Below are 20,734 nucleotides of genomic sequence, written 5' to 3'. Positions count from 1 at the left end.
GGCCTGCCGGCGCGCCGGCGTCAAGAGGGGAACGGTGTCCCCGCTGGCGTCGGCGCACCGCGCTTGCCGACCGGGCCGGACTCGCCGCGCTGCCGGCCACCGACCAGCGAACGCAAGGCCAGGCCCGCATCCGAGATCTGCGCGGACAACTGGTCGATCCGTTCCATCAAATGCAACAGGCGATCGAAATCCACATCGGGCAGGTCGTGCGGCGGCACGTCCCTGCGCACAGGCATCGACAACGTCATCAGGCCCCCCGCCGGATGAACTTGTATATCTCTAGTTACACAGGAAGTTACGAACTTGAAAAGGAAAAATGATTCGACAGCCATGGCTGCGTTCGCCGGGCAACAGGGCGAGTGGCGGCCTGGTTGACTGGCCGGTTCCGGGATGAGGGGGAGAATTCCGCCGGGCGCTGAAAAGTTGCCAAGAGACCAGACTTGCGGATCATCAGCCTTTCACTGCGCCGGCCGTCAGGCCCTGGACCAGGTAGCGCTGGATGACCGCGAAGAAGGCGCAGGCCGGGATCAGCGCCAGCACCGCCGCCGCGGTCATCTGGCCCCAGTCGACCGAGAACTTGGACACGAAGGTGAGCAGGCCCACCGGGAAGGTCATCCTGGTCTCGGTGGAGATCAGCATCAGGGCGAACAGGAGCTCCGACCAGGCGGCGGTGAACACGAAGCCCAGCGTGGCGCCCATGCCGGGCAGAGTGAGCGGCAGGATCACCCGCCACAGGGCCTGGAAGCGGGTGCAGCCGTCGATCATCGCCGCTTCCTCCAGGCCCTTGGGGATGCCCTCGAAGAAGCTCTGCATCAGGAAGGTGGCGAACGGCGTATTATAGGCGGTGTAGACCAGGATCAGGCCCATCAGGCTGTCGACCAGGCCCAGCGGCGTCATCAGCCGGTAGATGGGTGCTATCAGCATCACCAGCGGGAAGATCTGGGTCAGCAGCAGGAAGAAGGCCACCGCGTTCTTCCAGCGGAACGCGAAGCGCGAGAGCGCGTAGCCGGACAGGCTGGCCACCACGGTCACGGCCGCGGCGGTGCAAAGCGACACGATCACCGAGTTCAAAAAATACCAGGGAAAGTCGGTGGCCCGCAGCACGGTCGCGAAGTTGCCGAGCGTCGTGCTGCTGGGCCACAGCCGGATGCCCTCGCCGAACAGCAGGTCGGTCGGGGTCACCGCGATCTTGACCAGCCAGAACAGCGGGAACAGCGCGGCCAGTACATAGAGCGCCAGGGCGAGCCAGTGGCCGAAGAAGCCCAGGCGGCGGCGCAGCTGCGAGGTGCCGGCGACCACCATCAGGATGCGCTTTTCATCAGAAGGCGCTCCGGAGCCGGCGGCGCATCTCGAGGATCAGGATGGCGTAGAGGAACAGCAGCGCCAGCAGCACCATGGACAGGGCCGAGGCATAGCCGAAGTCGAGCTTACGGAACGCCATCGTGAAGATGTAGGAGGGCAGGATCTGGGTCTGGTTGGCAGGGCCGCCGCCGGTCATCACCACCACCAGGTCGCCGAAATTGGCGATCCAGATGGTGCGCAGCAGCAGGGTGATGGCGATGGTCGGCACCAGGTAGGCCAGCGTGACGTGGCGAAAGCGCGCCAGCATCCCGGCCCCGTCGATGGCGGCCGCCTCGTACATCTCGTTCGGGATCGACTGCAAAGCCGCCAGGATGGTGATGGCGAAGAACGGGATGCCCCACCAGACATTGGCGGTGATCGGCCCCCACATGGCGAGCGCCGGGTCGGCCAGGATGTTGTCCGGCGACGCCAGTAGGCCCAGCGCGTGGAGCCAGTGCGGGAAGGGGCCCACCACCGGGTTGAACAGCCAGGCAAACGTCAGGCCGGACAAGAAGGACGGCACCGCCCAGGGCAGGAACACGATCGCCTGGACCAGCCGCTTGCCCTTGAACTCGCGCCAGAGCAGCAGGGCCAGGCCCAGGCCGAGGAGGAACTGGAGGATCAGCGAGGCGAACGTCCACCAGAGCGTGTTGACCAGCGCCAGCCAGAAGATCGGGTCGTTCGCGATCGCCTGGAAATGGGCCAGGCCCACGAAGCCGCGCTTGAACGGGTTCAGGATCTGGACGTTCTGGAAGGCGAAGCCGATGCCGACGATCAGCGGCACCAGCATCAAGAGGGCGATCAGGACCAGGGTCGGCGACAGATAGGTCCAGGGCTCGGCGATCGAGCGGAAGCTCCGGCGCCCGGCCGGAGCTTGCCTAGCAAGCCTCAGCGCGCGGCCAGCCATTTCTTCTGCGCGTCGGTCAGGTAGGCGGCCCACTCACTGGCGACGTCCTCGGGCGTGCGCTGGCCCAGCAGCAGCTCCTGGCCGCCCGAGATCGAGATCTGGTCGGCGAAGAAGCCGAACTCCTCCAGATAGGTAGGCATGGCGGTGAGCTGCCAGCGCGGGTCGTTCAGCTCGGTGAACCAGCCGCGATACTGCTCGGTGTCGAAGAACGGGTCCTTCTCCGCCCCTTTATGGATCGGGATCACGCCCACGATCTTGGCCCATTCCAGGTTCATCTCCGGCGAGGAGAGATGGGCGATCAGCTTCCAGCTCTCGTCCTTGTGCTCGGAGGAGGCGAACATCGCCCAGCCGGCATAGCCCATGGTCGGGAAGGACTTGCCGGCCGGGCCCAGCGGCATGGGTGCCACCGCGAACTTGTCCGCGGGCATGCGCTCGGCCACCGCGATCAGCGCATCCGGATCCTGGTCGAGCATGGCGCAGGTGCCGGAATAGAAGCCGGCCACGATCTCGTTGAAGCCCCAGTTGACGCTGTCCTTCGGCACCAGGCCTTCTTGGTACATGTCGGCCAGGATCTTGAGGCCGCGGATCGCTTCCGGCTTGTCCAGGGTCGAGTTGCCCTCCGCGTCGAAGAACTCGTTGGAGCCCAGCTCGTTCAGCATGAACATGATGTAGCCGTTGGTGGCCCCCGGGCCGCCGCGCAGGCAGTAGCCGGTCTTGCCGCTACCCAGGGTCGCGATCTTGCGCGACGCCTCGACGAATTCCTCGGTGGTCCTGGGCGGCTCGGTCATCCCGGCTTCAGCGAACAGCTCCTTGTTCCAGAACATCGCCCGGATATAGAAGCCGTAGGGGATCATGTAGGGCGTGTCGTTGTACCAGGAGCCGAACTGCACGGCGCGGTCGGTGAGCTGCGCCGTGACCGGCCAGTCCTTCAGGTAGGCCGACAGATCCTCCAGCTGGCCGTTGGCGGCATAGAGCGCCAGCCAGCGGTCGGGCATCTCCACCACGTCCGGGATGTTGCCGCCCTGGACCATGGTGGCGAGCTTCTCGAAGGCTTGGCCCCAGGGCAAGGAGGTGACCTCGACGGTCACGCCCGGGTTGGCCGCCTCGAACTTCGCGATCATGCCCTTCAGATGCTCGGTGCGCTGCGGGCTGGTGATCACCTCGGTCAGCCGGAGCGTGGTGTCGGCCAGGGCACTGCCCGCCGTCAGGACGAGCGCCAGCGCACCCGCCGCCATGGACTTCAACATGGCTCGTCTCCCCTCCTGGCGGGCCCGGATCGGCCCGCTGGCCCTCTCCGCACGGACCTCAGGCGGTCCGCTGCCGCTTCGTCCACCAGCCCTTCTTTGCGGGCTGCGCGGGTGCGGCCGGCACCGCCGCTACCTCGCCGCCGGCACTGGCCAGCGCCTGCTCCAGGTCGGCGATCAGCGCGTCGGCCGATTCCAGCCCGACATGGAGCCGGATGATGCGCGGGCTGACGCCGAAGTCGACCACGGAGTTCGGGCCGCCGGCCTGCTCGTGCGCGATCGCGGCCGGGATCACCAGGCTCTCATGGCCGCCCCAGCTCACGCCTAGCCGGAACAGCCGCAGGGCGTCGCAGAACCGCTCGATGTCGAGCCCGGGTGCGGCCTCGAAGGAGAACAGGGACGAACTGCCCATGAGCTGGCGCTCGTCCACCTTGCCGGCCAGGGTCGGATGCAGCACCCGCGCCACGCCCGGCATCTTCGCGAGCGCAGTGGCGACTGCGATGCCGGCATTCTCCTGGGCCAGCATCCGGGCCGGCAGGGTGCGCAGCCCGCGCAGCAGCAGGAACGCCTCGAACGGGGCGAGCTTGGCGCCGAGATAGGGCACCGCGGTGGCGGACAGGCGCTGGATGCCGGCGGCACTGCCGCACACTACGCCCGCCACCGTGTCGCTGTGACCGGACAGGTATTTCGACGCGGAATGGACGACGAAGTCGATGCCGTGCGTCGCCGGGCGCTGGAAGATCGGCGTGGCCCAGCTGTTGTCGGCGACCGTGATCACGCCTGCGGCCTTCGCGAGCCTGGCGATGGCGGCCAGGTCCTGGACCTCGAACAGCCAGGAGGTCGGGCTCTCCAGGTAGAGGAGCTTCGCCCCGGGCAGGACCCGCTCGATGGCACCGAGGTCGCTGCCGTCCACATAGTCGACCGTGACGCCGAGCTTGGGCAGCATGGTCTGGAAGAAGCGGTAGGCGTCCGGGTAGAGGTGGCGCACCGCAACGATCCGGTCGCCGCTCGCCACATGGGCCAGGACGGTGCCGCTGATCGCCGCCATGCCCGAGGCGAACGCCCTGGCCTGCTCGGTACCTTCCAGGCGGGCCAGCTTCTCCTCGAACACCCGCACGCTCGGGTTGCCCACCCGGCTGTAGATGGACCGCTGCGTCTCGCCGGCGAAGACCTGGCGCATCTCGGCATAGGAGCCGAAGGTGAACAACGAGGTCTGGTAGATCGGCGGGACCACCGCCCCCTCGTCGAAGCCCGGGTCATGGGCGCAGATGCTGCCGGCCTCCGACCACCAACTCGAATCGCTCAAACGTCACTCCCGGCGGGACTTGGTTCTTCGCTGTCGCGCGGCGGACCGTAATCTCCTGCCCGGAGCGGAACAAGCCGTGCGTTGCGGAATGGCGCCCGGAACAGCCGTCTTAGCCAATCGTGCCGGATGCGGACTTGTGTACGTCTTTGCCCGGCGGTCTCGTGACTCCCGTCACAGCGCCCGGACAGCCGCCCCCTAGACTGGCCCACCCCCGTTTCGCTCGATCGGCCAGGCAAGAAGGCGACCTATGCTCCGCTATGTGGATGTCGAGACGCTGAACATGTGTGCGCAGCCGGTGGTGGCGCCATGGTCGCGGCTGAGCATCATCCATCTCGGGCAGCCGGTCGAACTGCTGGGGCCGGCGGACACCGCGGGCTGGGCGCGCGTGGTGACGCGGGCCGGCGGCCGCGACGTCGCCGGCGTGGTGCCTGCCGAGCAGGTGGACGGCCCGACCCTGCGCCTGCCGGCGACGGCCGGTCGCGAGGCGCTGGTCGCCCAGGCGGTTCGGGAATGGCTGCGCTTTGCTCAGGGCCTCGGCAGGGCGGACCGCGCCCCGTTCGCCGGCCATGCCGCAAGGATGTGGCAAAGCCTGGGCGAGGGTGGGGCGGAAGGCAGGGACTGGTCGGCAGCAGTCCTGTCCTTCATGGTCCGCAATGCCGCAGCGACCGTCCCGGCCTACCGCCGCTTCGCGTTCAGCGGCCGCCACCAGGACCATGGCCGCGATGCCGTCGAGCAGCGTCGGCGGGGCGAGGCAGGCGTGCCGTTCTGGGGCTATCGGGCGGGGGAGCAGGCCCCAAGGATCGGCGACGTGGTCCTGACCCGCTGTTGCCTCCTGCCGGATGGCGCGGTCGGGGCTGTCCCCGCGGGCGAGCCGCCGGCCCTTGCCCAGGTGGTGGTCAGCGTGCGGTCGGACCATGTGCTCACCATCGGCGGCGACATGCGCGACTCGGTGAGCCTGTCGCACTTGGCCAGGACCGGCCCAGGTTCGCTGGCCGACGAGCGGACCGTCATCCTGCACCTGAGCAACCGGGCCGATGCGGACGCCTAGCCGGCCCGGCAAGTGGGTGGCCAGCAGCCCCGGTCAGTCGACCGGGATCCGGGTACCGGTCTTGATCCGGTCCATCACCACCTGGGTGCGAAAGCTCTTCACGTTGCCGTCAGCGAAGAACAGCCGGCGGGTCAGCGCCTGGTACTCGGCCATGGTCGCGACCGTCACGATCAGCACGAAGTCGCTCTCGCCGGTGACGTAGTAGCACTGCTGGATTTCCGGGGCCGCGGCCAGCCGTGCGCGGGTCGCGTCCAGCAGGTCCAGCCGCTCGCTCTCGACCGAGATCTCCACGATCAGGGTGATGGCACGGCCGAGCCTGGCCGGATCGAGCTGGGCGACGTTCGCCTGGATCACGCCGGTCTGCTCCAGCCGCCGGATCCGCCGCTGCACCGCGGCGGCGGACAGATGCACCAGCTCGCCGATCCGGCGCTGCGGCGTGGTGTTGTCCTCCTGGAGGATTGCCAGGATCGCGCGGTCGAACCGGTCGAGGGTGGAATTGGCCATGGTACGGGTGAGCCTGCAACAATGTTGCATCGAGACCGCCGGATCAGGGCGCACTTCTCGGGCAGAACGCAATATCCATGACCCGAGAAAGGAGAGCCAGATGATGCGGTTGAACGATCTTCCGGAGTTCGGCCTGGCGCTGGAGCCGGCCGACCAGGCGATGCTGGGCACGGACGGGCTGGGGGAGGTGGGGGACTTCCTGCGCTATGTCGGGGCAACCCACGCCACGCGGCTGGTCAGCCTGCCGGCCCTGGCGCAGCGCCTCGGCTTAAGCGCGGTGCTGGTGAAGGACGAGGGCGAGCGGCTGGGGCTGGGCAGCTTCAAGGCGCTGGGCGGCGCCTATGCGGTGGCGACCCTGGTACGCGAAGAGGCGGCCCGGCAACTAGGCCGGCCGGTGGGCTTTGCCGATCTGGGCCAGCCGGAGGTGCGGGCGGTCGCGCAGGGCCTGACCTTCGGCTGCGCCACCGACGGCAATCACGGCCGCTCGGTCGCCTGGGGTGCCCAGCTCGTGGGGGCGAAGGCCGTCATCTTCGTCCATGGCGGGGTGAGCGCCGGCCGGGTCGATGCGATCGCCTCCTATGGGGCGGAGGTCGTCCGCGTCGCCGGCAGCTATGACGATTCGGTGGCCGAGGCGGCGCGGGTCTGCGCGGGACATGGCTGGACGGTGGTCTCCGACACGTCCTGGCCGGGCTATGAGCGGATCGTGACCCTGGTGATGCAGGGCTATACCCGCATGGTGAGCGAGGCGCTGGGCCAGGTGGCCCGGCCGCCCACCCATGTCTTCATCCAGGCCGGCGTGGGCGGCGTCGCCGCCGCGATGGCTGCGCATTGCCGTCTGGTGCTGGGCGAGGCGGAGCGGCCGCGGATCGTTGTGGTGGAGCCGGCCCGGGCCGCCTGCGTGCTGGCGGCGGCCGAGGCCGGCGAGGTCGTGCGCCTGCCCCATGGCGAGCCTACCGTGATGGCGATGCTGGAATGCCAGGAAGCGTCGCGGGTCGCCTGGCGGGTGCTGGCGCGTTCGGCCGACGCCTTCATGACGGTCGATGAGCTGGATGCGGTGGCGGCGATGCGCTGCCTGGCGCGGCCCGGCGGCGAGGACCAGGCGGTGACGGCCGGCGAGAGCGGTGCCGCGGGGCTGGCTGGCCTCCTGCGGGTGGCGGACGATCCGGGGACGCGGGCGGCGCTGGGCCTGGACGGGCAATCGCGCGTCCTCCTGTTCGTCACCGAGGGCGCCACCGATCCGGTCCGCTACCGGGAACTGGTGGCGTGAGCGCCGGGATCGACGGGGAAAAGCTGCTGGCCCGCCTCGAGGAGCTGGGCGAGGTCGGCCGGGACGGGCGCGGGCGGCTGGTGCGGCTGGCGGCCAGCGATGCCGACCGGGCTGGGCGCGACCTGCTGGCCCGATGGCTGCGGGCAGCGGGCTGGAAGTCGCGGTGGACGCGATCGGCAACCTGTTCGGCATCTGGCAGGCGGGCGACGGCCCGCCCGTCATGGTCGGCTCGCATATCGACACGGTGATCGATGCCGGGATCTATGATGGCTGCTACGGGGGGCTGGCCGGGCTCGCCGTGGTCGAGGCGCTGCGTGCCGAGGGGTTCGTGCCGGGCCCGGCCCCTGGTGGTGGCGGCCTTCACCAACGAGGAGGGCGTGCGCTTCGCGCCGGACATGATGGGCTCGCTGGTCCATGCCGGCGGGCTGGGCCTGGCCGAGGCGCTGGCCAGCATCGGCACGGACGGCACGGTGCTGGGCGAGGAACTGCGGCGGATCGGCTATGCCAGCAGCATGGCGCCCGGCACGATCCGGCCCGCCGCCTATCTGGAGCTGCATGTCGAGCAGGGGCCGGTCCTGGAGCGGGACGGTGCCGCCATCGGCGCGGTGGAGGACCTGCAGGGCATTTCCTGGCAGCGACTGCGGATCGAGGGCCGGGCCAATCACGCCGGCACCACGCCCATGGCGCTGCGCCGGGATGCCGGCCATGCCGCCGCCAGGATCGTCACCGGCCTGCGGGCGCTGGCCACAGGCGGCACGGCCGCGACGGTGGGCTCGCTACGGCTGGAGCCGGACGCGATCAACGTGATCTCGGGTGCCGCGGTGCTGACCGTCGACCTGCGCGACCCGGACGAAGGGAGGCTGGCGGCGGCCGAGGCGGCGCTGGCAGGCCTGGTGGCCGAGGTCGCGGCCGAGGAAGGGGTGGCGATCACCACCGAGCGGCTGGCGCGGTTCCAGCCGGTGCGTTTCGATCCGGCCCTGGTGGCGCGGATTGAGCAGGCTGCGGCGAAGCGCGGGCTGCCGGTGCGCCGGATGACCTCGGGTGCCGGCCATGATGCGCAGATGCTGGCCCGGATCTGCCCCAGCGCCATGATCTTCGTGCCGAGCCGGGACGGGATCAGCCACAACCCGGCGGAATACACCGCGCCCGAGGCGCTGGTGGCGGGGGCCGAGGTCCTGCTCGACGTGGTGCGCGGCCTGCTCGATGCTGACCAGGGACCGGGCTGAGCCCCAACGGAAAAGGGGTGGCCGAAGCCACCCCTTCCATTCAACCGGGCATGAGACGCCTTCAGCGATCACTCGCTGTCGGTGCTCTGCTCCTCCTGCTGCTTGCGCCGCAGGGCGGCACCCAGGATGTCGCCCAGCGAGGCGCCGCTGTCGGACGAGCCGTACTCGGCCATGGCCTGCTTCTCCTCGGCCATTTCCAGGGCCTTGATCGAGAGCTGCAGCTTGCGCGACTGCAGGTCGACCGCCTGGACGCGGGCATCGACCTTCTCGCCGACCGCGAAGCGGTCCGGGCGCTGGTCCTGCCGGTCGCGGGACAGCTCCATCTTGCGGATGAAGCCGGGCGCACCGCCCGAGGTCTCGACCTCGAGCCCGCCGACCGTGACTTCCTTGACCGTGCAGGTGACGCGGTCGCCCTTCTTCACGCCGGCAATGGCTTCCTTGAAGGGGTCGCCGGCCAGCTGCTTGACGCCGAGGGAGATGCGCTCCTTCTCGATGTCCACCTCGAGGACGACGGCCTTCACCATGTCGCCCTTCTTGTAGTTCTGGGCGGCCTGCTCGCCGTCCATCTCCCAGGACAGGTCGGTCAGGTGGACCATGCCGTCGATGTCTTCGTCGAGGCCCAGGAACACGCCGAACTCGGTGATGTTCTTGACCTCGCCCTCGACGATCGTGCCCGCCGGATACTTCTCGGCGAAGCTCTCCCACGGGTTCTGCATGACCTGCTTGAGGCCCAGCGAGATGCGGCGCTTGTCGGCATCGACCTCCAGCACCATCACCTCGACCTCCTGGGAGGTGGAGACGATCTTGCCGGGGTGGATGTTCTTCTTGGTCCAGCTCATCTCGGAGACGTGGACCAGACCCTCGACGCCCGGCTCCAGCTCCACGAAGGCGCCGTAGTCGGTGATGTTGGTGACGCGGCCGGTATACTTCGCACCCACCGGGTACTTGGCCTCGACGCCTTCCCACGGATCCGCCTCGAGCTGCTTCATGCCGAGGCTGATGCGCTGGGTCTCGCGGTTGAAGCGGATCACCTGGACGCGGACGTTCTGGCCGACCTGGAGGACGTCGGTCGGGTGCGCCACGCGCTTCCAGCTGATGTCGGTGACGTGCAGCAGGCCGTCCAGGCCGCCGAGATCGACGAACGCACCGTAGTCGGTGATGTTCTTGACCACGCCGTCGATGATCTGGCCTTCGCGCAGGTTGGCCAGCAGCTCGTTGCGCTGCTCGGCCCGGCTCTCCTCGAGCACGGCACGGCGCGACACGACGATGTTGCCGCGGCGGCGATCCATCTTGAGGATCAGGAACGGCTCGGGCTTGCCGACCAGGTGGCCGACCTCGCGCACCGGGCGGATGTCGACCTGCGAGCCCGGCAGGAAGGCCACGGCGCCGCCCAGGTCGACGGCGAAGCCGCCCTTGACCCGGCCGAAGATGTGGCCCTCGACCTTCTGCTCGGCGGTGAACGCCGCTTCCAGCCGGTTCCAGCTCTCCTCGCGGCGCGCCTTGTCACGGCTGAGGACGGCCTCGCCGTTCTTGTTCTCGAACCGCTCGACATAGATGTCGACCTGATCGCCGACGTTCACCTCAGGGGGCTGGCCCTGGGTGGAGAACTCCTTGAGCGAGACGCGGCCTTCGGCCTTCAGTCCCACGTCGACGATGGCCTCGTCGCCGTCGATCGCGATGATCCGGCCCTTGACGACCGAACCTTCCAGACGATCGCTGCGGCCGAAGCTCTCGTCGAGCATCGCAGCGAAGTCTTCGCGGGCGGCGGAGGAGGCGGTGGCGAGTTCTTGCATGCAAACTCCGGGATAAACCGGCTGCCGCGGGCGGCACCGGGCTCGAGGTGGCGATGACGAGATGCTGCGAAACCGTCAGGCGCTGAGAGCGCGGGCTTCCTCGACCATGGCGACCGCCGCCCGAAAGGCGGCTTCGGGATCCATGTCGGTATTGTCGAGAACCCGAGCGTCCGGCGCAACGACCATGGGCGCGACCGCCCGACCCCCGTCGCGACGATCACGCTCACGCATTTCTTCCAGCACAGCTGGAAAGCTAGCGTTCTCGCCACGCCTTTGCAACTCCGCATGGCGGCGAAACGCACGTTCCTCGACGCTTGCGGTCACCCAGAGCTTCACCGTGGCATCGGGGCAGACCACTGTGCCGATGTCCCGGCCGGCCAGCACGGCGCCCGGCGGGGTGGCGGCGAAGCGGCGCTGGGCTTCCAGCAGCGCCGCGCGCACCGCCGGGAAGGCCGCCACCCTGGAAGCGCCATTGCCGACCTCCTCGGCACGCAGGTCGTCGCGGCAGGTATCGGCCACGGTGATCCGCCGCGCCATCGCGGCTGCCGCCGCCGCATCGTCCAGGTCCTGGCCGGCATCGATGAGCCGGCGGGCCAGGGCACGGTAGAGCAGGCCGGTGTCCAGGAACTCCAGGCCGAACTGCCGAGCCAGGCGCCGGGCGAGCGTGCTCTTGCCCGATGCCGCCGGGCCGTCCACCGCGATCACGAGCGTGCTCACGCCAGTTCCTCCGTGATCTTGGCGCCCAGGCCGTTCATGAGCTGCACGAAGCCCGGGAAGCTCGTGAAGATCGCCTCGGCACCCTCGACTTGCACCGGCTCCCGGGCCAGCCCGCCCAGCACCAGGAAGCTCATGGCGATGCGGTGGTCGAGCTTCGCATTGATCGTCACGCCGCCGGCGAGATCGGCCCCGCCCGTGCCGTGCACGATCAGGTCGTCGCCCTCGATCTCGACCTTCGCCCCGCAGGCGGCGAGGCCTTCCGCCATGGTGGCCAGCCGGTCGCTTTCCTTGACCCGCAGCTCGGCCAGGCCGCGCATCCGGGTGGTGCCGCGGGCGAGGGCCGCCACCACCGAGAGCACCGGGTATTCGTCGATCATGGATGGTGCTCGGCCGGCCGGCACGTCCACGCCCTGGAGCGGGCCACCCTCGACCAGCAGGTCGGCCACCACCTCGCCGCCGACCTCGCGCTGGTTCTGCCGGGTGATCTTCGCACCCATCTCCTCCAGCGTGGTGAACAGGCCGATGCGCAGCGGGTTCACGCACACCGCCTCCACCAGCACCCGGCTGCCCGGGATGGCGGCGGCGGCGGCCACCGGGAAGGCGGCCGAGGAGGGGTCGGCCGGCACCTGGAACGAGGCCGGCCGCAGCTCGGGCCGCCCGGTGATCCGCACGGTGAGGCCGCCAGCACCCTCGGGCTCGCTTTCGACCACAGCACCCATGTGCGCCAGCATCCGCTCGGTATGGTCGCGCGAGGCCAGGGGCTCGGTCACGCTGGTGATGCCCTGGGCGTGAAGGCCTGCCAGCAGGATCGCCGACTTCACCTGGGCGCTGGCCACCGGGCTCGCATAGGAGAGCGGCAGCAGGTCGCGCCTGCCGGTGATGGCCGCCGGCAGCCGGTTGCCCGAGCGGCCGACGAAGCTGGCGCCCATCTGCGTCAGCGGGTTCATCACCCGCGCCATCGGCCGCGAGCGGAGCGAGCCGTCGCCGGTCATGATGCTGGTGAACGGGTGGCCGGCCAGCAGGCCCATCATCAGCCTGGCCCCGGTGCCGGCATTGCCCATGTCCAGCACGCAGGCGGGCTCGGCCAGGCCGCCCACGCCCACGCCATGAACGGTCCAGGCACCCTCACCGGTGCGGGTGACCTCGACCCCCAGCCGTTGCAGGGCATGGGCGGTGGCGAGCACGTCCTCGCCCTCCAGCAGGCCCTCGATCCGGCTCTGGCCCACCGCCAGCGCCGCGAACATCAGGGAGCGGTGCGAGATCGACTTGTCGCCGGGCACGCGCACGGTGCCTGTCAGCGCGCCGGAACGGGCCGCCTGAAGCTGCATCGGGAAAGGATCCGTTCGAGCTGCCGGTCGCACGGGACCGGACGTGAATCATCGTGGCGCGGCACCGGGCACGCGCGAAATGATTTTTGACAGAGGTGGTGGCTCGTGGCAATCGCGCCCGGGTTCTCCCCTACCTTCCCTACATCCTGTCTCCGGAGGCCCCCCGATGGCCAAGCCCGAATGGGGCGCGAAGCGAATCTGCCTGAGCTGCGGCGCGCGCTTCTACGATCTCAACAATTCCCCGATCGTCTGCCCGAACTGCGGCACGCCCTATGACGTCGAGGTGGCGAGCCGGGTGCGCAAGGCGCGGCCGACCCGCGCTGCGGCGGTCGACGACGAGGATCTGGTGCCGGCCAAGGGCGCCGCTGCGACCGAGGACGAGGATGCCGAGGTGCTCGACGAGGTCGGCGACGACGAGGCGCTGGTCGAAGCCGAGGACGACGACGTCGAGGACGTCCCGGCCGACACGGACGAGGACGAGGAAGACGACGCGCTGATCGAGGACGTCGAGGAGCTCGGCGACGAGGACGACATGTCCGACGTGATCGAGGGCGGCCGCGACGAGGACGAGGAGAGCCGCTGACGCGAAAGGTGCAGCGGTGTGCATTTGGCTCTTGCCAGCCGCGCGCCGCTCGCCTATCTCGCGCTTCGTCGTTCGACGGGCGGGGCCGTAGCTCAGCTGGGAGAGCGCTTGAATGGCATTCAAGAGGTCGACGGTTCGATCCCGTTCGGCTCCACCATTCCCGCGAACGATTTCAATAAGTTAGCCGAGGCCGATAGTCCCGAAACGGGACAGGCTGCTTCTGAGGCAGCCCCACGGCAGCCCCAGGCGGAAAAACCGGTCAATCAGGAGCAATCGGCGGCCACTGGCATGGCATCATGCTGGCGAAGCCGAAGCCCCTGACCATCCGCCCGAAGCGTCCACGCGTCCCCTCGCATCGACCTCTAGACCTAGAAGGTCCCGCAGCTGGCGAGCGGCCTCGTGAACATGCCCAGCGGGCTCACACAAAGAAGATAGCGCGGAGCGTCATTGGCGTCATGGCGTCATGGCCCCTGGCGCTCCTGCGACGTTGCCGCCCGACCTTCGGATTTCTTGGGGTGCTGCCCGGCCGGGTGACCCGTAGGCATGCCCTGGTCTCGCGGCAGGCATGCATCTTCATGGCCGCCGGGGTGCTGCAGTGGCAGCTCCTCGTCCCTCAGGCAGGCTGAAGCACAGCTGTCCGATCCTGAGTTTTCTTGAGCAGTTGCGGCTCTCTCGAACGCGACCTGCGCCGGCTCGACGGGTGGCGGCAGTGGTGACCCACCGCCGAACCTGACGAGGCGCTGGCCGTTGCTTGCTACCCTGCCAGATGCACCGTTCCCGAGGCCGCCCCGATCAGGCCGAGTTCGAGGGTGGCGGCTTGCTGGCCGGCAACGACCTGATCGAGGGTCGCGGCGGCGACGACTTCATCCTGGGCGGCCTGGGCAACGACACGCTGCGCGGCGAGGCCGGCAACGATCGCATCTACGGCGACGCCGGCTTCGACCTGATGAGCGGCGGCGATGGTGACGACATCCTGTTCGGCGGCGACAACCGCGACCGGATCTGGGGCGATGCCGGGAACGACACCCTCTCGGGCCAGCAGGGGCCGGACGATCTCTACGGCGGCCTGGGCGACGACCTGATCTATGGCGGCGACGGAAACGACCTGATCGAGGGCGGCGGCGGCAAGGATACCGTCTATGCCGGAACCGGGGACGACCGCATCGTCATGCCGTTCGAAGGATTCGAAGCTCGGTTCGGCGATGAGGCTGGCAGCATGCTGCTGTTCGCCGGGGCCGGGAATGACCTGGCCGATGGCGGAACCCGCGATGACAACATGCGCGGCGAGCTGGGCGACGACGTCCTCTCCGGTGGTTATGGCGACGATTGCCTGGATGGCGGGCTCGGCAACGATCAGCTGTACGGTGGCGAAGGCACAGATCGCCTGATCGGTGGTGCAGGTGATGACTGGCTCAGGAGCGGGGAGACCCGAGAGGGGAGGTCGATCCTAACCGGCGGATCCGGTAGTGATCTCTTCGACTATTCCCTCCAGACCGGCGGCGGTACGCCCGACAACCCAGAGAGCGAGTTCTGGCTCGTCTGCTGAGGCCCACGCGGCGGTAGCGCTCGAACACCGATGGCCAGACCACCAGGTTGGCGCTCCCACCCTCGTCTTCACGAGAGGGACATTATCACCCCACTGGCCGAGCCGGGGTGCTGGGGGCCTAGAACCAGGCTTGTCATAGTGAGTCGCTGGTCTACTCGTTGCCGATTAGATCTAGCCGCAGACGAGATTACCGGCACTCACGATGTCGGTTCCCGCGTCCACGTCGCCCGGAGACAAGGAGATGGTGCACGGTGGCCGGCCGTCGCGCGGATCAACCTGGAATTCCCCTGGTTCCTCGACCTCCACGACGAAGTAGCCGAGCGTATCGGTCAGTGAGAGCGCGTCGATGCCGAGGATACGGGCATTGATCATGGGGCTGCCATCCGGCTGCAGGATCCGCCCGTAGAACGAGGTGAGCCTGCGTACCGTCCAACGCACGGTCGCCACGTTGCCGGGATAAAGCGGCACCTCCTGGTCGAGCTGGCGGAGATCGACGATCTGATCGTCGGCCGCGCGGGCACTCGGGCTGTAGGTCCGGAAAGAGCCGACCGGCAGGACGGCCGAGCGTCCTGCCGGGACGTCGACGGACTCACCAGCCCCGGCGGTCACGGCCAGCCGGCCAGCCGTGGACGGCCCGTCGAAATCCGCGAGAATGGCGGCACTGCCGCTGTTGCTGCCGCCGACCGCCGCGCCGTCCCGGTTAGCCGCGAAGGTGGTGCGGCCGAAGCCGCGGTAGAGGATGCTGCGGTCGCCGTCACGATCCTCCAGGTCGATGGCGGCGTTGCCCGAACCGTAGACGGTCGCTGCCTCGGCGCCGAGGCTGAGCCGGTTGGTGCCGTCCACGTCGCGCCCGACGTCCACGCCGAGGAGGGTCGAGCCGCCCAGGGTGTCGTCGACCTCGTAGGTGCCTCGTGCGTTGCCGAACAGGCCGAAGCCCTGGTCGCCGTCATCGGCCTGACGATAGCGGGTGCCGACGGTCCCGCTCGCCCGGTAGGGCTGGCCCAGCGGGCTGTAGCTCAGACGGATCCGCGCGAAGACGAGGCTTTCGCTGTCGGCATAGGTGGCGCTCAGATCCAGATCGGTCTTCAGTGCGCGATCCTGATGGAGCGGCATCGAGAATTGCGGGCCGACGCCCCAGCTCTCGTCGTCGCGGTTGCGGTAGTAGCCGCGAACCTGCAGGCGTGCCTGATTGTCCCAACCATAGCTGGCGGAGATGGTCAGGCTCTGGCGGGAATCCTCGAGCCGGCCGAAATCCCAATTCTCGACATCGTCCCGTTCCTGGTCGTCGTCGTCGCCGTCATCATCTTCGTCGTCGCCATCATCGTCGCTGCCGCTGCCGATAACGATGTCGCCGGAAATCGACGCACCGAAGCGACCGAGGCGGAGCGAGGCATCGGCGCCGATACCCACGCCCCCATCCGAGGTAGCGGCGAGCTGAAGGCCGGAATTGATCCGCGGCGCCAGGTGGCGCAGGTCGATCTCGCCGAGCACGGAGCGGTCGGTGGCGCCCAGCGCGGTGGACACAGCCAGGCTGGGAAGCAGCCGGCGCGCGATGCCCGCCTTCACGACGGGGGTCGTCTCGATCACCGGAAGGGCCCCTCCCTCCCGGTCGTCGGCCACGACGCCCATCTCGCTGAAATACTGCCATTCGCCGGGGGCAGGGAAGGAGATGTCCTTCACGAAGTTAACGGTCTCCTCGCTGACGGCGCCACTGGCGGCGCGGACCCGCAAGGTGACGTCGTACACGCCACGGGGCAGGGCACTGGTGTCGATCTGCTGGTTGCCGGCCTCGTAGGAGCGCACGGCCATGAGCCGGCCCTCGCGGAGGAGTTCAACTTGGCTGCGCTCGGGCAGGAACAGGAAGATTGGCGAGCCGGACTGCCGGTCGAGATCGAGGCGGCTGTCTAGATAGGTCTCGAACCTCGCGCCCAGGAGGCCGGGCAACCGGCTGAAACGGGTCGCATAGTCCTCGATGAAGCCCATCTGGAAGAGATGGTCCCGGCCATAGTGCTCGCCGGCCAGCACGTCGACCATGGAGCGGTCGCCGGAGCTCTGGGCATAGGCATCCAGCCGCAACGCGGACCGGCCGACGCTGAAGCGACTCTGGATCCCGGCGGTCACGGTCTGGTCCTCGTCATCGGAGCTTCCCGACCCGCCAGCGCTCAGATTGGCGATCAGCGAGGGGCCGGTCACCGGATCGGGCAGGTAGCGGTCGCTCATCTCCCGGACGCCGAGATAGGAGGGGGCCACGACCACGTCGAGGCGGAAGAAGTCGGGATTGAAGATGACGCCCGCGACCGGAACATCGATGGTCCCGCAGCCGGGAAAGCGTTCCGGCAGGCATGAAGCGCTGCTGTGGGTATCGAGGCGGCCCACCAGTGCCGCCAGGATGGCTTCGCGCTTCTCGGGCAGGATCACGTCGAGGAGATCGACGAGCGTTTCCGGCTCGGAGACGTCGATCCACCCCGGCGCGAAGGTGGCGAGGACGGAGCCGCGCGATCTGCCACCGAAATAGACATCGACCGAAGATGTCTGCGGTTCATCGAGTGTCTCGAAGCCTAAAGGGGCCGTCGTCTGGAGCGACTGCGCGCCTGCGGTCCCGATGCCCAACCACACTGTCACCATCATCGAGGTGATGCTGGCCCACGTCCCCTTACCCATCACCGCGCAGCGCACAACTCCGAATTCTCAAGTCATTTCGACGATAGGGGAAAAATCTTGAAGTACAGGCGCCTGCTCAGGGGAGTGAGACTTCGATCATGACGCCGCCGCTGTAGTGATCCGCGGGCACGGCAAGAAGATCGGCCCGATCGAACCTGACTTCATACGCCGCGACATAGGCATCTGCGCCGCAGCTCATGCTCGATCTTCCAAAGAGTCCGAGCGGTCCTGGGGAGGTGATCTGTGCGGAAGACCCGACATAACTGTCCCAGACGAAGGTGAAAGGAAGTCGTTCCCTGCCGTTCGACCCGTGCAGGACAAAATCACCGCCATCACGGCTGTCGATCCGGACGTGGTAGGAGGATGCGGTAGCGGGAACTTGCAAGCAGACCTCGTCGCGGAGAGCTACCAGTCCAAGGCTGGTCGCAGATGGCGCCGCCATGAGGTCCTCGACGCCCGTAATCCGGAGTTCGACGGGTAGTGTCTGCCCGGACGCCGGCACGGAGCTCGCCACGAGCAGGAACGACGCAAGGAATGGATGTGAGATCCTCCTCCTCATGTCCAAAGTGGGCCCTCCGAGAAAAGGGTAGGAGCCAGCACTGCCGCCTCCTACCCTGATCGAAAGTAGCTATACGATCGCTCGCCGGAGCAACATCAGACTCCGCCGCCATCTTCCTTCTGGACCAGCAAGGTCAAAGTGCCGTTATAGGTACCCGCGATGACCTTCTGAATATCCGTAGAAGAGATAGTCACGCTGAAGGATGCGTTGGTGCCGCCATTGCAGTCGATCGTGTCGTTGCTGGCGCCCGCGGCGAACCCGCCGATCTTGTCGCCCTCGGTCAGCGGTGTGGCGGTGCCGCCACCAGTGAAGGATACGGCATAGGGCAGTGTGTTGTCCGAACCCTGAGCACCAGCTGTGTTCGTCAGCTCGAGGCCGCTGGCCGTCACGGCGTAGGCGCCGTCTGCACCGATGTTCGAATAGACGCAGATGCTCTGGGCTGTTCCCGTCTTGTCGGTGCCGCTGAAGTTGGCGATCGCCAGATCAGTGATCGAAATGTCGGTCAACTTCGAAATGCGAACCACTTCTGGGACCTGGACCTCGAGATCTGCCGTTCCCTCGCTTCCGATGGATGCATCGTTGACAGCGGTTGGGTTGGTCTCTGCGATTGCCTCAGGCGCAACCAGCAACGCCGCAGCGGCAGCAGCGAAAACGACGTGACGGAACTTGGACATTGAGTTCATCCTCAGTTGAGACGTAGGCGTGAGAATTATCGTGGCGGAATTCACAAAGTTGCTGTGCCGCTAGAACTCCCTTCGCGAATGCCCCGAAGGGCCGACTATCTGGAACTCTGCAGGCGTGCCGTGTGGAAGAGATATCGACCAACTGACACCGGGATAGACCCTCTTCGTCGGCAGCTTGTCGCAACTGGTTGATGGCGTGGCTGGCGTAGGGCACTGGCGACCATCTGTCAGAAGGATGCTGACGTTTCCCCGGTTCTGAACTCTCAACTCCTGCCCGTGTCGTGTGGCTTGCAGATCTTCCACAATCGCGGCGGGACGTATGAACGCGAGTATCCGATAGCCGACCAGTACCTTGATCATCGCGGATTTCTTGCCCGGAGCCACGGATCGATCGGCAATGATATTGCCTACCAAGGGCTTCATGGTGAGCTGGTAGGCGCGTTCCGTGGCAGTAGGCCGGTCGAGAACGGCGGCGCGCACGATCCGGCGCTGCCCAGGCTCCAGCACCAGGCGGTTGGGCGTGACCAATAGGCCCAGATCGTCTGGGGAGCCTTGGCGGACCTGCTGCGTGCCCCCCTCGACTATCACGAGCTCCTCGACGGTCACTTCTACGTAAAGTGTCTCATCGCCATCATTTCCGAGCGTGATGTCGCTTCGATTCTGCCGTGGATCGGCCAGATCCAAAGTCATCTGACTGACCGTCAGGCCGGCATGTGCAATTGGCACGGCGCCAAGAAAAGAGAAGACGAGCGAACCTAGTATGCACAGCCGGAACAGCGATGTTTTCCAAGACAGGACATTTTTCTTAGCCAGATCGCTCATCGATTGTCCGAACGCGCCGTTAACTCGGCCAGCTTGTGACTCTTATCTGTCCGGAAATCTATAGTAAAAATGCATCACTTAGTGCAATTGCCAGTTATTACTCTAAGATGAATATTTATCCTTAGAGTTCATCGATGTGATCGTGTAGATGCTGAAATTAAGGATCACACAACCGAGCACGCCAGAGTTAAGCCTTGGAGGGGTAGGAGGGTGCGCATTCACTGTTTGGCTGACGGTCCCCGAGCTGCTGGCGTTCGGCCCATACACCAGCAAGGACGTGGACTTCGTCGGGACCCGGGACGTTGCCTGTGCGATTACCGAGGCAACGGGAGGCAGGCTCTTGGAGCCGACAATCTACCGGTGCACGCCCAGCACGGTCATCGTCGAGATCCCTGTCATGAACGGCCCCGGCATCGTGCGGGTCGACTTCCTCGACGGCGTGCTCGGGATCTCCAAGCCGGATCTTGATCGTGGCGCCCAGACCATCGAGCTGGTCTACGCCGGCGGCAGCCTGAGGCTGACCCTCCTCGACCCGATCGGCTGCCTGAAGAGCCGATGGGCCAATGTCTAGCACCCGGCCTTGCTGCGCCGGGACAACAATGCGCTCCGCCAGCTGGGGGCGGCTCCCATCGTCGCAGCGGCCTATCTCGACGAGCTGATCGACCAAGGCGCACGTCAGGACCGTAACAGGTCGATCCGGCAGCTTCACCACTGGCTCAGGCGAGACGAGATCGGCCGGAATGCCGATCGGGCTGTGGTCGACCATGGCATCATGGATCCACTCGATATTCTGCGACGCCTGCTGGATGAGCCGCGGCTCGATCCTCGCTTTCGCAGGCACCAGCTCGCCCGGATGGTGACTGACATCGAGCGGATGCGCTCCTTGCAGCCAGGCAAACGCGCAGTCGATAAGGGTGCAGCCGCCTCAGGTCTCCCCGGAGCGGCTGCTTGAGGTGGCGATGGTGGCTGGGCTTTAGGACGCCGCAGCCGTGCTCCTGCCACGGCCGGCCTTCTTCGCCGGCGCCGCCAATAGGTGCGGCGCCACGACCTGACACTCACCCTCGATGACCAGGCCCAGCCGCGCCTCGATAAGTTCGATATCCCGGTCCTCATGGTCGCTGCCGGCCTTGTACGGTCCCGGGATGTGGTGTGACGGGTCGAGCCTGAACCGATCGGGCTCTTTGGCCCAGGTCTGGCAG

General features: G+C 67.4%; 20 protein-coding genes, 1 tRNA gene and 1 pseudogene. 8 read left to right on the top strand and 14 right to left on the bottom strand.

Annotated features, from left to right (window positions below; all coding sequences use genetic code 11):
- Nucleotides 1–20: 20 nt before the first annotated feature.
- From HLA95_RS20895 to HLA95_RS20875, 5 genes are all read right to left on the bottom strand, one after another.
- On the bottom strand, nucleotides 21–248 hold the full coding sequence (locus HLA95_RS20895) for a hypothetical protein (protein WP_191060584.1): 228 nt from the start codon (nucleotides 246–248) through the stop codon (nucleotides 21–23).
- Between the two features lie 202 nt (nucleotides 249–450).
- Nucleotides 451–1,299 carry a carbohydrate ABC transporter permease gene (locus HLA95_RS20890; protein WP_191060588.1) on the bottom strand — a complete coding sequence of 283 codons (849 nt, stop codon included), beginning with the start codon at nucleotides 1,297–1,299 and terminating at the stop codon, nucleotides 451–453.
- Between the two features lie 19 nt (nucleotides 1,300–1,318).
- Nucleotides 1,319–2,248 (bottom strand): carbohydrate ABC transporter permease, encoded by a 930-nt coding sequence (locus HLA95_RS20885; protein WP_191060585.1) that lies wholly within the window; start codon nucleotides 2,246–2,248, stop codon nucleotides 1,319–1,321.
- On the bottom strand, nucleotides 2,230–3,492 hold the full coding sequence (locus HLA95_RS20880; RefSeq protein ID WP_370467509.1) for an ABC transporter substrate-binding protein: 1,263 nt from the start codon (nucleotides 3,490–3,492) through the stop codon (nucleotides 2,230–2,232). Before HLA95_RS20880 ends, HLA95_RS20885 begins: the two co-directional genes overlap by 19 nt.
- A 61-nt stretch (nucleotides 3,493–3,553) precedes the next feature.
- Nucleotides 3,554–4,798 carry a PLP-dependent transferase gene (locus HLA95_RS20875; protein WP_191060586.1) on the bottom strand — a complete coding sequence of 415 codons (1,245 nt, stop codon included), beginning with the start codon at nucleotides 4,796–4,798 and terminating at the stop codon, nucleotides 3,554–3,556.
- Between the two features lie 247 nt (nucleotides 4,799–5,045).
- Between HLA95_RS20875 and HLA95_RS20870 the strand changes: the two genes are divergently transcribed.
- Nucleotides 5,046–5,846: a DUF2272 domain-containing protein gene (locus tag HLA95_RS20870; RefSeq protein ID WP_222184391.1), complete on the top strand. Its 801-nt coding sequence runs from the start codon at nucleotides 5,046–5,048 to the stop codon at nucleotides 5,844–5,846.
- A 33-nt stretch (nucleotides 5,847–5,879) separates the two neighbouring features.
- On the opposite strand, the gene HLA95_RS20865 is transcribed toward HLA95_RS20870, so the two are convergent.
- On the bottom strand, nucleotides 5,880–6,350 hold the full coding sequence (locus tag HLA95_RS20865) for an Lrp/AsnC family transcriptional regulator (protein ID WP_191062122.1): 471 nt from the start codon (nucleotides 6,348–6,350) through the stop codon (nucleotides 5,880–5,882).
- A 100-nt stretch (nucleotides 6,351–6,450) separates the two neighbouring features.
- Between HLA95_RS20865 and HLA95_RS20860 the strand changes: the two genes are divergently transcribed.
- The gene (locus tag HLA95_RS20860; RefSeq protein WP_222184389.1) at nucleotides 6,451–7,617 is read left to right on the top strand and encodes a diaminopropionate ammonia-lyase; all 1,167 of its coding nucleotides are present in this window, start codon (nucleotides 6,451–6,453) and stop codon (nucleotides 7,615–7,617) included.
- Nucleotides 7,614–8,843: pseudogene (locus HLA95_RS20855) on the top strand (Zn-dependent hydrolase). Before HLA95_RS20860 ends, HLA95_RS20855 begins: the two are co-directional and overlap by 4 nt.
- Nucleotides 8,844–8,911: 68 nt before the next feature.
- Here the strand turns inward: HLA95_RS20855 and rpsA are convergent.
- The 3 genes from rpsA to aroA all read right to left on the bottom strand — a co-directional run bounded on the left by rpsA (nucleotide 8,912) and on the right by aroA (nucleotide 12,681).
- Nucleotides 8,912–10,636, bottom strand: a complete 1,725-nt coding sequence (rpsA, locus tag HLA95_RS20850; RefSeq protein WP_191061803.1) for a 30S ribosomal protein S1 — start codon at nucleotides 10,634–10,636, stop codon at nucleotides 8,912–8,914.
- 75 nt (nucleotides 10,637–10,711) lie between these two features.
- Nucleotides 10,712–11,353: a (d)CMP kinase gene (cmk, locus tag HLA95_RS20845; protein WP_222184387.1), complete on the bottom strand. Its 642-nt coding sequence runs from the start codon at nucleotides 11,351–11,353 to the stop codon at nucleotides 10,712–10,714.
- Nucleotides 11,350–12,681 (bottom strand): 3-phosphoshikimate 1-carboxyvinyltransferase, encoded by a 1,332-nt coding sequence (gene aroA, locus HLA95_RS20840; protein ID WP_222184385.1) that lies wholly within the window; start codon nucleotides 12,679–12,681, stop codon nucleotides 11,350–11,352. Before aroA ends, cmk begins: the two co-directional genes overlap by 4 nt.
- Before the next feature lie 166 nt (nucleotides 12,682–12,847).
- On the opposite strand from aroA, the gene HLA95_RS20835 reads away from it, so the two are divergent.
- The 3 genes from HLA95_RS20835 to HLA95_RS20825 all read left to right on the top strand — a co-directional run bounded on the left by HLA95_RS20835 (nucleotide 12,848) and on the right by HLA95_RS20825 (nucleotide 14,810).
- Nucleotides 12,848–13,264 (top strand): TIGR02300 family protein, encoded by a 417-nt coding sequence (locus HLA95_RS20835; RefSeq protein WP_191059432.1) that lies wholly within the window; start codon nucleotides 12,848–12,850, stop codon nucleotides 13,262–13,264.
- An 81-nt stretch (nucleotides 13,265–13,345) separates the two neighbouring features.
- Nucleotides 13,346–13,421, top strand: a tRNA-Ala gene (locus tag HLA95_RS20830).
- Between the two features lie 609 nt (nucleotides 13,422–14,030).
- Nucleotides 14,031–14,810, top strand: coding sequence for a calcium-binding protein (locus HLA95_RS20825; protein WP_191059431.1), 780 nt, complete (start codon nucleotides 14,031–14,033; stop codon nucleotides 14,808–14,810).
- Nucleotides 14,811–14,981: 171 nt separating this feature from the next.
- On the opposite strand, the gene HLA95_RS20820 is transcribed toward HLA95_RS20825, so the two are convergent.
- The 4 genes from HLA95_RS20820 to HLA95_RS20805 all read right to left on the bottom strand — a co-directional run bounded on the left by HLA95_RS20820 (nucleotide 14,982) and on the right by HLA95_RS20805 (nucleotide 19,535).
- Nucleotides 14,982–17,420 carry a TcfC E-set like domain-containing protein gene (locus HLA95_RS20820; protein WP_222184383.1) on the bottom strand — a complete coding sequence of 813 codons (2,439 nt, stop codon included), beginning with the start codon at nucleotides 17,418–17,420 and terminating at the stop codon, nucleotides 14,982–14,984.
- 127 nt (nucleotides 17,421–17,547) lie between these two features.
- Nucleotides 17,548–18,030: a hypothetical protein gene (locus HLA95_RS20815; RefSeq protein ID WP_191059429.1), complete on the bottom strand. Its 483-nt coding sequence runs from the start codon at nucleotides 18,028–18,030 to the stop codon at nucleotides 17,548–17,550.
- Nucleotides 18,031–18,125: 95 nt separating this feature from the next.
- Nucleotides 18,126–18,704: a hypothetical protein gene (locus tag HLA95_RS20810; protein ID WP_191059428.1), complete on the bottom strand. Its 579-nt coding sequence runs from the start codon at nucleotides 18,702–18,704 to the stop codon at nucleotides 18,126–18,128.
- 69 nt (nucleotides 18,705–18,773) lie between these two features.
- Entirely contained in the window at nucleotides 18,774–19,535 is a 762-nt protein-coding gene (locus tag HLA95_RS20805) for a fimbrial biogenesis chaperone (RefSeq protein ID WP_191059427.1), read from the bottom strand.
- 340 nt (nucleotides 19,536–19,875) lie between these two features.
- On the opposite strand from HLA95_RS20805, the gene HLA95_RS20800 reads away from it, so the two are divergent.
- Entirely contained in the window at nucleotides 19,876–20,106 is a 231-nt protein-coding gene (locus HLA95_RS20800; protein WP_191059426.1) for a hypothetical protein, read from the top strand.
- 9 nt (nucleotides 20,107–20,115) lie between these two features.
- Complete coding sequence (locus HLA95_RS20795) at nucleotides 20,116–20,487, top strand: hypothetical protein (RefSeq protein WP_191059425.1); 372 nt, start codon at nucleotides 20,116–20,118, stop codon at nucleotides 20,485–20,487.
- A gap of 21 nt (nucleotides 20,488–20,508) precedes the next feature.
- Here HLA95_RS20795 and HLA95_RS20790 read toward each other — a convergent pair.
- On the bottom strand, nucleotides 20,509–20,734 hold a 226-nt coding region (locus tag HLA95_RS20790; RefSeq protein ID WP_222184381.1), incomplete at its 5' end, for a hypothetical protein.

Source organism: Geminicoccus harenae, from assembly GCF_019800005.1.
Classification (GTDB): Bacteria; Pseudomonadota; Alphaproteobacteria; order Geminicoccales; family Geminicoccaceae; genus Geminicoccus; species Geminicoccus harenae.
The sequence above is the reverse complement of the archived record's forward strand: the minus strand, read 5'-3'. Positions and strand labels throughout refer to the sequence as shown.